This window comes from Pseudobacteroides cellulosolvens ATCC 35603 = DSM 2933 (assembly GCF_001262605.1).
Taxonomy (GTDB): domain Bacteria; phylum Bacillota; class Clostridia; order Acetivibrionales; family DSM-2933; genus Pseudobacteroides; species Pseudobacteroides cellulosolvens.
Genome location: NZ_LGTC01000001.1, coordinates 2,142,156 through 2,156,834 on the forward strand (window position 1 = coordinate 2,142,156; position 14,679 = coordinate 2,156,834).

The window sequence follows — 14,679 nt, forward strand, 5'->3', positions numbered from 1 at the left end:
AATGAACACGGGCCTTACCATAGGTCTACAAAAATAATTTATGTTAGGTTGGTGAAATTATGAAAAAAGCGAAATACCTTGTAGTTGCATTTTTTATGCTCATATCTTCATCTATAAGCACAGCATTCCTTAATGATACAAATATGTTCGCGGCTACTGCGGGAGATATTACGATTAATGTTGATACAATGCAGGAAAGAGACTCAATAAGTCCTTATATTTACGGAACAAATCAGGATCTTCCAAACACAAAATTCACATCCAGGAGGCTGGGCGGAAACAGACTGACAGGATTTAACTGGGAAAATGGTTACTCAAATGCAGGAATCGACGATAGGAGTACAAGCGATACTTTTTTGCAGGAGGAAGTTAAAGTTCCTAAAAGCAGATGGACCGAACCAGGTGCTGTTGCAACAACTTTCCATGACCAATCCCTTGGCTCCGGAGTACCATACTCAATCATAACACTGCAAGGGGCTGGATATGTTTCTGCGGATGGTAACGGTGTTGTACGCAAAATTGAAACAGCTCCGTCAGCCAGATGGAAAGAAGTCAAGTTTACCAAGGGAGCTCCCTTTTCGCTTATCCCTGACACCAATGACAATTATGTATATATGGATGAGTTTGTAAATTTCCTGGTAAATAAATACGGCAAAGCTACTTCTGCAACAGGGATCAAAGGTTATTCATTAGACAATGAACCTGCTCTGTGGCAAATGACCCACCCTTTGATTCATCCTGAAAAGCCTACTTGTAGCGAGCTTGTAAACAAGAATATAGAGCTTGCAAAGGCGATTAAGGCAGTTGATCCCGGTGCTGAAGTATTTGGTGGTGTTATGTACGGATTTGACGAGTTTAGGAGTTTTCAACTGGCACCTGATTGGGACAGCATAGAAGGAGATTATCCATGGTTCCTCGATTATTATCTGGATAGTATGAAAAAAGCCTCCGATACTAATGGTCAAAGGCTGGTGGATGTGCTTGACCTGCACTGGTATCCGGAAGCAACAGGTGGTGGATCCAGAGTTTGCTATGATCCTTTCGATCCCGACAATATAGATTGTAACAAAGCCCGCCTGCAGGCACCAAGAGGGTTATGGGATCCTACATACAGAGAAGAGAGTTGGATCGGGGATGAGTGTCCGGATGGCATTTCATTAATACCTAGAGTCAAGGAAGCCATAGGTAAATATAACCCCGGAACCAAGCTTGCATTTACAGAGTACAGCTACGGAGGGGATAATCATATTACTGGAGGAATTGCCGAGGCTGATGTTTTGGGGATATTTGGCAAATACGGTGTTCATCTTAGTACTTTCTGGGCATTAAATTATTATTTGCCAGATCGTTCAGATGACGATTACAGCTATGTACAATCAGCTTTTAACCTTTATACAAATTATGACGGTAACGGTTCACAATACGGGGATATGAAAGTCAAATGTGACGATTCTGATACCGTGAACAGTTCTGCTTATGCATCCATTACAGGCAGTGATGATAAGAAACTGCATATTATGGTTCTAAACAAAAATTATACCGATTCTGTGAACTTTAACTTCAACATAAACAGTTCAAGCAACTACTCTTCAGGAAGAATATGGGGCTTTGACTCAAGCAGTGCCGAAATAAAAGAGATGCAGTCCGTTTCAAACATAAAAGACAACAAGTTTACATATTCTGTTCCTCCGCTTACAGTCTTGCATATTGTACTGGAGGATACTCAGGGAAACGATATACCAACACCCACACCAAAACCTTGCCTATATGTAAGTTCTGTCACAGCTAATCCGGGTGAAGATGTTACTTTAAAATTGACAATGAAAGATATGAAGAACGTAGCAGGAATTAAGGCAAACTTGAAATACGATTCAAGTAAATTATCAATTAAAAGCATAGTTTTAGATTCTGATCTGTCCTTGAATGCTTTAAATAAGAATTTATCAGGTGAGATATATTTCAATGGGCTAAATTCAGAGGGTATTACTAAGGATTTGCTGGACATAGCTACTGTCACATTTACAGTTAATTCAAGAATACCAGCAAAACTAATGCCCATAGATCTTCCAATCAAAATTGCTTCTATTGATGCCTGTGATGTAAATGCTCAAAATATTTCAATCAGCTGCAATGACGGAAAAATTACAGTTGTGCCACCGGTTCTACCTGTTGCCGACAATGTAACCTTCACAGGAGAATGTGTAAATGGTCAAAAATTGACTGCCAGCTATACCTATTCAGATGGCAAAAACAGACCGGAATCAGGAACTAAATTCAGGTGGCTTGCTGCTGATCATGGCACAGGGAACTTTACAGAAATTCCAGGTGCTGTAAATAAAACCTTCGTTATAACTAAAAGATATGTTGGAAAGGACATAAAAGTGGAAGTTACACCTGCCAATTCAGAAGTTACCGGCATTGCAGCAACAGGGAACAGTAAATTTAATACTGTTATTCTTATTGGAGATGTAAATAAAGACCGAAAAGTAAACTTTATAGATGCCTTGCTAATACTTCGGTCAATTACAGGCAAGATTATCTTTGACCAGCAGCAGCTAATATCAGCAAATGTGGATGGAACCGAAGGTGTTACAGTAAATGATGCTGTACTTGTGTTAAAGGCTGATATTGATTTGGTCTCATTAAATTAAATTATTTCTGTAATCAGATGCAGGAAACTATCTTGCATCTGATTCAATTCCAGGCATACTTTGAAGGATTGATAAAGATATATATTTCTTAATGTTGACGGTGATCCTATTTGCACAAGAACCGGCTTTCTTTGCAGTCTACGATATGATATAATTCCATCAAGTATGAATTATAAATAAACCCGTTAACTTAAGAGGTATTACTAATGCGTATTCCCAAAAAGAATGAATTAATAATTATGGTTATAATACTGATTAACACCATCGTCATTGCAGTTGCTGTGTTCACCATGTTTTCTCCAAAGGACACCCCATCTTCAATAAAAAAGGCTGACTATCAGGAGGCTTTAAAATATTCAATTTTCTTTTATGATGCCAATAAATGCGGCAGAGATGTTGCAGTCGATAACGTTTTTGACTGGAGAGGCCCCTGTCATGTTGGTGACGGCAAAGATTTGAATCTGGATCTTACCGGGGGTTTTCATGATGGGGGGGATCATGTAAAAGTGGGCATAAACCAGGGATATACTGCTTCCATACTGGGTTGGAACCTGTACACATACAGAGATATATTTGACAGTACCGGGAATACAAAAAAGCTTATATCTACCCTTAAATATTTTACTGACTATTTTCTCAAGTGCCATACAAACGAGTCAACTTTCTATTATGGAATAGGTGATGAAATTGAAGACCACAATTACTGGGGACCTCCGGAAAACCAAAGCCTTGACCGGCCCACTCAATTGGTAGCAGACCTTAATCATCCTGCATCTGATGTGTGCGGTGAGACCTCTGCCGCACTATCACTTATGTATTTGAATTACAGGGATACGGACACCGGTTATGCCGTTAAATGCCTGACGGCTGCAAAAGAATTATACCGGATGGGAAAGGAAAACCGCGGATATGGACAAATACAATCTTCCTACCATTCGGGAAGCTTTTATGATGATTTGTCATGGGCTGCCCTTTGGCTCTATAAGATAGAACATGACAAGCAATACCTAAACGATGCGGAAGAATTCGTAGTTAAAAAGAGCAAGTATAATAACAACCCTTTGAAAAACAAATGGACTCTTTGCTGGGATGATGTTACCCTGGCCTGTCTTGCAGAACTCTACACCATCACCAAAAATCCAGAATACAGGGATGCTCTTGATTATAACCTGAATTACTGGAAAAACGACTTAAAACAGACAAGAGGCGGCTTAAAGTACTTGGATAAGAGTGGGGTTCTAAGATATGCTGCGAATGCATCTTTGATAGCTATGAAATGGTATAAAACCACCAATGACAAGTCTTTAAAGGTATTTGCAAAATCACAAATCGATTATATTCTTGGTGCAAACCCTTCAAAAACCTCATATATCATAGGGTTTGGCAAAAAATATCCCCAAAACGTTTCCCACAGAGCCGCGAACGGATACGATTCAACTGAATGGGATAAACAAAAAAGGTCCAAATATGTTCTTTTAGGAGCTATGGTAAGCGGGCCTTCCGATAAAGATCAGTTTATTGACAATGTGAAAAATTATGAATACACTGAAGCAATTATTGATTTCAATGCAGGTCTGGTTGGTGCTCTTGCGTCTATTATTCAGGATGCCGGTTAATAATATGTACCCGGATAATCGCTATCTTGGAATCTCTACATGTATACTGAAGCCTTTTTCTCCCCCTGAACCGAAAGAAATCCTTCCGTTCAATATGTTGATCCGGTTTTCCATGCCTTGTAATCCCATGTTTTTAACAATGGTATTACATCCGTTGCCGTCATCTATGATATATAGTTCAATAAGCTCCTCATCAAACCTGAGAATGATAATAACATTTTGAGCTTCCCCATGCTTTAACGCGTTAGTCAAGGCTTCTCGGCAGGTATTATATAAAGCAGACCACAGCATATCGTTGATTTCCGAAGGCGGATCGCCCTGAATGGTCAAATCCACTTTGATTCCAGTTGCTTCAAAACCTTCAATCATGGATTGTATGGATTCCAAAAGATTGTTTCTCTGCCGTTTAACTGTAGAAAAGCTGGAAACCATATGTCTTAATTCTGAAAGTCCGTTTTTAGCTATGTTGTATGCACTGTTGATCTTCTCTTTCACAATATTGGTACTGTCTGCAGGTGTTGCTTCACTAACCGGCATACATGCAGTTGTCTTCGGGTATGTCATTTTAATTACCTCAAGCATGGCAACGAGTATCGAAAGGCAGTGTCCCACCGAATCATGGATTTCGCCTGCCATCCTGTTTCTTTCACGGGATGCCGACAGCTCTTCTACAACATTTGCATGCTCTACCAGCTTTGTATACGCTTCGGATAATTTCATATTCTTTTTACTCAATTCATCAGTAAGGTTTTTGTGCTCATGGATATTATAAAACGAAACTACCCATCCAATTAACAGTTTTGTGTGTTTAAGTGGCTGACAGTGAATTTCGTATTGAATTTCATCGTTATATTCGATTATTCCCTTTACTTCCTCCCATGTGCCTTTGCCAATAGCTAAAACAGCCTCCCTGCTCTCATCATTATATTTCCAATTCCTGAGTATAAAATCCGATATATCGGATGCATTACTTTCCAGCAGCTGTTCTTTGTTTTTACCAAGAATTACTTCTAAGATGTTATTGACACTGGCGATTTTCCCTTTCCCGTCAACAACCATAATTCCTTCCTGCAGTCTGTTTACTATTTCGGACAGTGCCATTGGAAGTATATTCATAAACTGGTAGCGGTAAATGGCAATAAAGAAAGTAACAAGTATAATCAGGGTAGCCCCCGGAACTATATCCATATAGTTAAAAGAAAAGTAGACACGAGAACAGTAATATAAAACCGTTATACACTGGGATAATGTGTAACCTGTTGTTATCAGTATGGAAAGCTGTTTAGCCTGCTTTGTAAAAGCATTTCGCATTACTATGATTAATCCTGCAAAATGGTAGACTGATTGAATAATTATTAGAAGCCATAACCCATTGGAATAGATGATCTTTCCCTCTTCATCAAAAAAGTATAATGAGTAATCAGGACCTTTTGTCAAATATATGGTCAGTAATACCATCATAGGAAAAAATATTGCCAGGGTTTTTTTAAGTTGAAGTCTTTGTTTTACCCATGTACTTCGTGAAAAATAAAGATAGAATATAAACCATACGGGACCGAGTGAAAAAGCTGAAATATATTTTAAAATAACAAATAGATAAGCTTTAGAGCCTACATTGAAAACCAACAATATCAGTGTACAGGAAGCCCAGCAAAAGTATAAGGTATGGAGTGCAATAAAGGTTTTCACAAGACCGTTTTTTTGTTTTCGAAGAGCCATGAACACAATAGTCACAAAACAGATCTGTGCTGTAAGAAACGACAGAATAATATCCATCCACGCCATAAAACATTAGACCCTTTCGCTTTTTTTACCTAAATAATTCTATTCTTAGCCGCAAAAGCAACAAGCTGGATTCTGTCATTCAAATTGAATCTTCCCAGAAGGTTATACAACATGTTACGGATAGTTCCCTCCGACAAATAGAGTATTCCTCCGATCTCCTTATAGCTTTTTCCGTCTGCAATCAGCTTGATTACCAATTTCTCTTTTTCTGAAATATTTATTTGTACGGCATCATCTTTAGGAAGTTCGGCATTCCTTCTGGCAAAATTTTCGAGCACCTTGTCCTGAAAAATCCTCAGACCCAAATACACACTTTTGATAGCTTGATGGAGTTCCTGAACCCCTGAATCTTTAGTAATATAGCCGTCAGCTCCGTATCGTATCGCTTTGGATACGCTCTCTTCGTCATCAAACGTTGAAAGAATCATTATTTTTATTGATCTGTATTTTGATTTGATTAGTTTCGTTGTTTCAAAGCCATCCATTTCAGGCATCTTGAGGTCCATGACTATTAAATCAGGACTTTCCTTCTCACAAATCGACAGAATTTCTTTTCCATTTTGTGCAAGCCCTATAACCTGCATTTCAGGATTGCTTTCAATCATAAATTTCAAGCTGTCCCTGAGCATGTGCATATCTTCAGCTATTACAATTCTTATCATTGTTAAAATCCCCATATAATTGATTCTCATTCAATAATATAGGATTTACTCAAATTGTTCAATATAAAAGGGAACGTTTCTTCACATAATTCATAATAGAGTATTCTCTCAAGCCCGATAAAAAATTGCTATATTAATTTCTAAATAATTCCGATAAATGATATAATTAAACAGAAAGATTAGTTGTATTAATTATATTAATGTATATAATCTTTGGTATTATCCTATCGCAAAGGCTTCTCAGATTGCAATCCTTTTTTTGTGTGACTTAATCTTATAATTTCAGGAGGAACAACATTATGCTGAGAAAAGATATTGTTAGAGTTATTTCTATAATGATAGTGTTAATACTTATTTGTGGAAATTGGGTAGGAACATTTGCTGCTTCCCCAAAGGACACTCAAAATCCTATCTCCGCATCAAATGACTACAAGTACGATTCTAAATCAGGCATTTACAAGATCGACAAAACAAAACCATACAGCGTGGAATTCAACTGGGACAACCAATCAATAAAGGGAATCCGTAAAGATCCTCATGGTGTAATCTGCCACGAATACACTTGCTCTCCCAATAACAGCCTTACAGTCACAATGGGTGACAACCTGTCAGGCATCCAGGAGGCCAGGTATTTATGGACAGAGAATAAAGATGTTCCTTCATCTGATATTATGATTCTTGTACATGGATTCCAAACAACTGAAGGCAAGGATGAAAAAAAGAGCTTTACCATTGACATCCATGATCATAAAAACGATTATTCATCCCTAAAAAAAGGACTGTGGTATCTTCATGTATACCTTATAGACAGGGCCGGAAATGAAACAAATACATGTTCTGAGCCGATTTATATCAACAAAGCATATAATCTTAAGATAAACACCATATATGATTTCGGCTGGAAAAAATATTTCAGGAAAGCCGACAACACTCCTACAAAGCTGTCATCAGATGGAATAGGTGTAGAGGATATGCCCGTTTACAAGAATAAGGAAGGCCTGGGTATAAAAATGGGCTACAGTATTGATTTAAGCCTTGATACTGTGGGTCTTGACAAGCCTGACAGCAGAGTTAGGGTTAAGGCGTTATTCTATGGGCTGGATAAGACCAACACCCTTACACCTGTTGATGTGTATGCATGGAATAAGGACGGAAAGCTTATAAATATATCAGATATCAAAAGCGAATATTATACTAAATCCAAGCTCCTAGAATTAAGCCGTAGCAGCATTATTACTCCGGACAATACAAAACCTGACTATAGCACCTGGAAGTTCTCGTATTTCATTCCCTACAATGCCCGTATAGTAAAACATGGTGCCAATGCTCCAGAGCTCAATTATGAAAAGAGGTTCACAAAGCTTTTAGTGGTATTTGACATAATCGGATATAAGGATTATGGAAGCCATACAAAAACATTGGAATTCTCAAAACTGGAAAACGGCTGGTCCCACGGTAATGGGGGCATATATGGCGAGAACTACCCTGTTGACAGCGACCTCCTGACGGAAGAACCACCTTACAGGGATGAACTCAAATACCATGGTCAAGTATTTTGGTATGATCTTAGTCATACAGTTATGGATGATGTTAACAAAGGCAGGAAGTGGTAGGCTGAATTATCCAGATTCAAATTTAATAATAAAAGCCATTAATAGCCATATCCAACACCTCCTTGGGCGAATCATCCAAAAATAAAAGCCACCTGTCCAAAGGTTTACTCATATCCGGCTGTATTTTTCTAAACTTGGGAAGCTCTATAAACCTTACTACTTTTTGATGACGCTGCGGATAGGATAAAAAATAGCCGATTGAGATTTAGTCAATCGGCGGTTTCTTTTGAAACTTTATATTATTCGTCCATATCGCCACTTACAACAACCAAATATGACTCATCAGACCTTACCCATGTCCATGATTTTTCATTATTATATTCTTCAGGTTTACCAAAACCTATTGCATTTGGTGAAACATATAATTTGAAATCACTTTTTGTATTTGTAAAAACACTATTGCCAAAAACGGGTTCATTGCCCAAAAACACCGCATTATTTAACTCACTGCATCCCATAAATACACTATCACCAATACTCTTAAGACTATTGGGCATTATTATAAATTCAAGCATATCACAGCAGTAAAATGCATAATTTCCAATACTTGTGACAGTATCAGGCATTGTAATACTTTTTAGTTTTGTGCAACAGAAAAACGCCCCTTGACCAATGGTTGTTACACCTTCAGGTATTACCACACTTGTAACAAGGCCTTCACAGTTGGAGAATGCCAAATCTCCAATTCCGGTAACATTAACTCCATTAATTGTATCAGGTATAACAACATTTCCACCCAATCCCTTATATTTTATAATGGTTCCTGTGGCAGTATCAAAATCAAAATCTGCTTCATCTGCAGTTTCCGGCATCACTCTTGGATTTAGTGTTGGAGTTGGTGTTGCTGTTGTTGTTGCTGTTGTTGTTGGCGTTGGTATTGGTGTTGCTGTTGCTGTTGGTACTGGATTATAACCATTTATATCATCAGATACAACTACCAAATAAGATTCATAAGGTCTTACCCATTTCCACGATTTTTCATTATTATACGGTTCAGGTTTGCCAAACCCCACTGCATTTGGTGAAATGGTTATCTTGAAATCACTTTTTGTCTTCATAAAAATATCATTACGAACATAAGGTTGATCTCCAAAGAATATAACATTACTTAACTCACTACATCCCATGAATGCACAATCGCCCAAGCTGGCTAATCCTTTTGGTATTATTATTTCGGTAAGACTACTGCAATTACTGAATGCACAATAGCCTATTTTAGTTTGCCCTTCTGCAAATACTATGCTTGTTAGTCCGCTGCACTCAGAGAATGCATGGTCAAATAAACAGGGTGTCCCTTCAAATACCAAACTTTTTACTCCGGTACAACTACCAAATGCAAAAAATCCTATATATGTTACCCCTTTGGGAATTGTCAAACTGGTTAACCCGGTGCAATTTTTAAACGTACCGTCAAAAATACATGTAATTCCCTCAGGAATCGTTATACTTCTTAAAGATCTGCAGCCCAAAAACGCCTCTTCTCCAAGTGTGGTTAGCCCTTTGGGAAGGGATATATCGGTTAGTTTAGTACAGCCTGAAAATGCTCTATCTCTAATTACTGTTACACTTTCTGGAATTGTTACACTAACAAAATCACAACTTATAAATGCACTGGTGCCAATGCCAATAACTTTTACTTCATTTATTTCGCTTGGTATTATAACATTTTCATCAGAACCGTTATAGCCATAAATCATTCCGGTTTGAGCATCAAAATCAAATTCAGCTATATCTTCATAATGTTTATCAGACGCAGGTGTGTTCGTCGGTGTGTTTGTAGGTGTGTTTGTAGGTGTGTTTGTAGGTGTACTTGTTGGTATAGGTGTTGGTGTAGATTTTACATTGGACACTATTACTGTCTTGGACTTAAGAGTCAATTCCGAACCGCTTTCCCCTTTTCCCCTTACGGTTATCTTATGACTTCCATTTTTCAAGGTCTTTGTATCCAGATAATAATGAAAACCTGCGTTTTTATTATTGTATGCAGGATACGCTTTCAATACATCATTCCTTAAATCACCATAAACTGCTGTCCCTTTAACAACTGAATCAACCAGTACTTCCACTTTACTTACTCCACTGCTATCCAGGAACCATCCAGACACTTTATAATTTTCACTTATGGTCTGTTTTTCCTTTGGATAATCAAGATAACCTCGTGGCTGTAAAGCTGCTTTTGTATACCCCGGTGTTGCTGCTAATACAAACACATTACCAGCAAAGGATAATTGGAATATCATGAGTACTGCCAGCATAACTGCCGCTTTCTTTTTCATAAAGATATTCACCCCTATTAATTAAATTTTAGTCATGATCAAAAAAATACTCCGCTATAAATTTCGATCATGTGCTGACTTAACTGGTCAACACCCGCTCATAAGCGGAAGCAATATTTCGCTCATGCCTTAACTCACAATATATATTTAAATGAATTCTAACAAATAAATGTAATACAGTCAAATATTATTAATGTATTGTATGCAAATAACTCAATAAAGTATATTACTAAAATATAAAAAATAAAATATGCCTTTTATGACAGCTTCTATTGCAAAAAAATAGAAATTATGGAGCAGCATACACCATAATTTCCTATCCATCAAAAAGAATTCGTTATAAATACCCCTCCAATAAAAATTAATCGGAATCAATATTGCTTATGAGACCGACAAACTTACCATTTGGTCCTCTTGGTATTTCGCTTACAGTCTCAACTTCAATTTTCATTGTATCTGATGTGTATTTTTTACTTAAATAAATTAAATCTTTGAGATCAGAGTCTGTAAATTTATTATTTGTTACAACTTTTACAATCATTTCACCCTTTTTATTTTGTATGAATTGTGCTTCATCAATGTTATTTGCATAATCCGTAATAAATGAAAGTATGATAATAGGGATTTTTATGCCTTCCGGTGTAATAACATGTTTGCCGCTTCTTCCGTTTATTCTCTCTATTGATCTAAAGGACCTTCCACAACTACATTTTTTTGAAGATAATTCAACAATATCCCCTGTTCTATATCTTAAAAGAGGCATCAAATAATTATTAAGACTGGTTCCCACTACTTCCAACCCCTGCTCGGTTTTAATCAACTCTGTAATTGAATAATCTTCTACTATGTGATATGTTCCTTCTTCACAGTGTGCTATAGCCGAAACCCTCTCTGCCTGTCCATACCAGTCAAAAACCTTGCAGTTAAAAACCTGCTCAATTAATTTTTTTTGTTTATTCCCCAGGTTTTCAGAGGAGGTAAATACCGCTGTTAATTTAAGGGGTTTATTAAATTTATCAAAATATAATGCCATTTGATAAACTATAGAAGGATAGGCATATATAACCTTAGGGTCAAATTCAATTATTTTGTCAATATATAAACTTGCGGTCTCATCATTTAAGTGGTAGGAAGACATTTTAAGCTCCCTGGTAGCCGGTGAATACTTCCAAAAAGGTGGTGTCTTGCATTCTAAAGGAACAATATCTTCACCTCTTAAAGTTACCCTTTTCAAGCTGTAATCCCCTGCATGGAGCCAATTTCTCCATAAGGAAGCATTTTCAAAATTTATGGAATAATAGTCACGGAATAAGGATAATGGAGTACCGGTACTGCCCCCAGTCCGTGCTTTTTTCATGAATACCCTATCAATTAATCTTTTAGAAAGGAACTTATCAAGATTATCTCTTACAATACGCTTTTCCAAAAACGGCAGCTTTTCCAAATCAGATATTTTTGTAATATCATCAGGCTTAAGCTTTAGATTATCAAACAATTCTCTATAGTATGGAACATATTTATAACTATGTTCTATAATTTTTTTTAATTTGATATTGTTATAGTTGTCAAGCTGTTCCATTGAATAAAATTCAGTTTGATTTAGCTCCTTCAGAATTTTATTATATGTAACACCCTTACGGATAAATTGCTTTAAATATGAATTAAAACTATGAAACATTTGTTAAACCCTTCCACAATCCCTAAATATAATTATAAAAACCGATATATTCTATATTATAATATACCATTATAATTATTGCATTATTTATTTTTGCTTCTTAGGGCAACAAACATTTCACTTATTGAATGGTGGAGAAATAATAAAAAGCTAACTTGTTAATCATCAAAGTTAGCTTTTATGAAGTAATATTTTAGTCATTCCTTAATTAAACAATTTTTCAACTTCTTCTCTTGGTAAATCTGTAACTTCAATAATTTTATCTATACTCAATCCCAACACAATAAGCTTTTTAGCTACCTCTATCTTTCCCTCTATCTTTCCTTCTATCTTTCCTTGCTCAATCCCTGCAACTTTTGCCTTTTTCTTCATTTCTTCTATAGTATTTGCTAAATTATAAACCATATTTTCCACCTCCATTGTGTTTGCCTTTTCCAATATTTCATCTATTTTAGGCTGTAATTCTTCTGATATTCTAGGCTTTATTTAGCGGCATTTGATAATCTACTGAAGATTGTAATTCAAGCAAACAATAAAATATAATGTCTCTATCCTTTATTTTTAACCTGTATACTATATCTGACTCTTTTTCTTTAAAATCCTGAAGTACATAACTTTTATTAATCAGTACTGCCTGACTTTCATCTATATCATTTGCCCAACTTTCTTTTCTCTTTTTTTACTTGCCATTTTGTGTTGCCCATTACATCTATATTATAGCATATGGTCAAATTGCTATCAACTTAGGTGATTCCAAAATAATAACTGGTAACTCTATATAAATTATATCATAAAACCAGCTCATTTCAAACGTATGTTCTCTATTTCTTTGTTTATTTTTTACATGTTGAAGTTGAATCCTCAAATAACCTTGCATATAATTTATCAAACATAAACTAAAATACAATAAACAAATGTATATTTTACATCCTCATTGTTAACTCTGGAAATATTTGATATAATCATCATCAGTCATGTTGAAAATATAACTTCCCTTATAATTTCGCTTTCGTGTTTACTTAACTCGTGAACATACGCTCAAAACGGGAACTAATATTTCAATCATGCCTTAATCAAAAAATGATTTATATGATAAGTATTCAGCTTGATGTAAGGAGATAAATTTTATGACTAGAGAAGAAGCATTGGAGCATTTTAAGAAAGAGTATTGTGACAAGTATTTTCTTGATATGGATAAAAAAATAGCTGCATTCATTAAAGAAAACGAAGAAAAGCTACTATTGGAATTTATGGGAAATTTCAGGAATTTATGCTTAAAGGTTAAAGAAATGCAGGATAAAGGCCTAACACCCAAGATAGCATATATAACATATTCTTTTGGTATTGATAATATTAATGGTGAAAGCCAGGAGTATGAAGTTCAGGCATACGGTAAAGAGTGGTTTTTTGAAGATAGTGAAGAATGTAAGATACCGTATGATGTTAGGTGGCTTTATAGTTTTATGGAAGAAACCTATAAAGAACTTTCAGATATAAGCAAGAAATATATCGGACAAATAACAAAGGGCGACCTTGCGGCTGTAAGGAAAGTAGGAGTACTTAGATGTGATATAAGTCTTGTTAAGTTTGCAAAAATTGCAATAGAAAAAGCTGTCGGGATAGATGAATTTAAACTAATTGAAAAGGAAGAAGTATTTGAAATCAGAATCGGAGAATATAAGGGCTTTAATGAAATAATCTACAAAGAGGATATCCGAAAAAAAGACTCAAAAGAAATAGTCGCGTGGCTGGAAGGCAAAAACGGCACATATTCATATGAGATACTCCGTGAATTAGACCTTTCAGGCGGCGATTATGAAAAACTCACCATGCATCACGCAGATTTATCAAAATGTGATTTGTCAAACGCTAACTTTGAAGATGCAAGCCTCATTGGAACAAAATTTATAGCTGCTAAAATAGATAACACCAATTTTAAAAATGCCGTACTAGCTGAATCAAATTTCAATTCGACAGCAATAAAAAATTCAAATTTTCAAGGTTCATCTTTAAGAGCCTCAGATTTGAGTAATACAAAAATTGATGGCTGCAACCTTCAAAATGTAAACTTTTCAAAATCAAAATTATCAAATTGTATCATCAAAAATGCCAATTTAGAAAACGTTAAATTTGTCTTTACATGTTTGGAAAACTCGGATTTGAGTGGACAGGACCTTAGAAATTCAAGATTTTCAATAGCAAATCTTAAAGGTGCAAACTTATCAGATACAGATTTGAGAGGAGTAGAATTTGCAAAGGTTGATTTAACGCAAACAAATTTAGATAATGCCAAATTTGGTCAAAACAAAATCATAGAACTAAAAATACTGGCTAAAGATGCAGCAAAACTCAACGTAACTGAGGAACAAAAAAAAGAACTAATTATTGTTAATTGAAT

General features: G+C 35.9%; 10 protein-coding genes. 4 read left to right on the plus strand and 6 right to left on the minus strand.

The features are described from left to right. Positions 1–59 precede the first annotated feature (59 nt). Positions 60–2,651: a glycoside hydrolase family 44 protein gene (locus Bccel_RS30190; RefSeq protein WP_050753288.1), complete on the plus strand. Its 2,592-nt coding sequence runs from the start codon at positions 60–62 to the stop codon at positions 2,649–2,651. Between the two features lie 206 nt (positions 2,652–2,857). Continuing rightward, the gene (locus Bccel_RS08665) at positions 2,858–4,267 is read left to right on the plus strand and encodes a glycoside hydrolase family 9 protein (RefSeq protein WP_050753289.1); all 1,410 of its coding nucleotides are present in this window, start codon (positions 2,858–2,860) and stop codon (positions 4,265–4,267) included. 21 nt (positions 4,268–4,288) lie between these two features. On the opposite strand, the gene Bccel_RS08670 is transcribed toward Bccel_RS08665, so the two are convergent. Continuing rightward, positions 4,289–6,052, minus strand: coding sequence for a histidine kinase N-terminal 7TM domain-containing protein (locus Bccel_RS08670; RefSeq protein WP_036937930.1), 1,764 nt, complete (start codon positions 6,050–6,052; stop codon positions 4,289–4,291). Positions 6,053–6,081: 29 nt separating this feature from the next. Further along, a complete protein-coding gene (locus tag Bccel_RS08675; RefSeq protein WP_036937934.1) occupies positions 6,082–6,714 on the minus strand; it encodes a response regulator transcription factor in 633 nt (210 codons plus the stop codon). A 299-nt stretch (positions 6,715–7,013) separates the two neighbouring features. Here Bccel_RS08675 and Bccel_RS08680 point away from each other — a divergent pair, with 299 nt between their 5' ends. Further along, complete coding sequence (locus Bccel_RS08680; RefSeq protein WP_036937938.1) at positions 7,014–8,327, plus strand: hypothetical protein; 1,314 nt, start codon at positions 7,014–7,016, stop codon at positions 8,325–8,327. Between the two features lie 239 nt (positions 8,328–8,566). Here the strand turns inward: Bccel_RS08680 and Bccel_RS08685 are convergent, their stop codons facing one another. From Bccel_RS08685 to Bccel_RS31375, 4 genes are all read right to left on the minus strand, one after another. Beyond that, positions 8,567–10,603, minus strand: a complete 2,037-nt coding sequence (locus Bccel_RS08685; protein ID WP_036937940.1) for a leucine-rich repeat protein — start codon at positions 10,601–10,603, stop codon at positions 8,567–8,569. Between the two features lie 361 nt (positions 10,604–10,964). Next, positions 10,965–12,281 (minus strand): phenylacetate--CoA ligase family protein, encoded by a 1,317-nt coding sequence (locus Bccel_RS08690; protein WP_036937942.1) that lies wholly within the window; start codon positions 12,279–12,281, stop codon positions 10,965–10,967. Positions 12,282–12,485: 204 nt separating this feature from the next. Further along, entirely contained in the window at positions 12,486–12,686 is a 201-nt protein-coding gene (locus Bccel_RS08695; protein WP_036937944.1) for a hypothetical protein, read from the minus strand. Positions 12,687–12,756: 70 nt separating this feature from the next. Next, positions 12,757–12,930 carry an Rpn family recombination-promoting nuclease/putative transposase gene (locus Bccel_RS31375; RefSeq protein WP_081926791.1) on the minus strand — a complete coding sequence of 58 codons (174 nt, stop codon included), beginning with the start codon at positions 12,928–12,930 and terminating at the stop codon, positions 12,757–12,759. A 478-nt stretch (positions 12,931–13,408) separates the two neighbouring features. Here Bccel_RS31375 and Bccel_RS08700 point away from each other — a divergent pair, with 478 nt between their 5' ends. After that, positions 13,409–14,677 carry a pentapeptide repeat-containing protein gene (locus tag Bccel_RS08700; RefSeq protein ID WP_036937948.1) on the plus strand — a complete coding sequence of 423 codons (1,269 nt, stop codon included), beginning with the start codon at positions 13,409–13,411 and terminating at the stop codon, positions 14,675–14,677. Positions 14,678–14,679 lie beyond the last annotated feature (2 nt).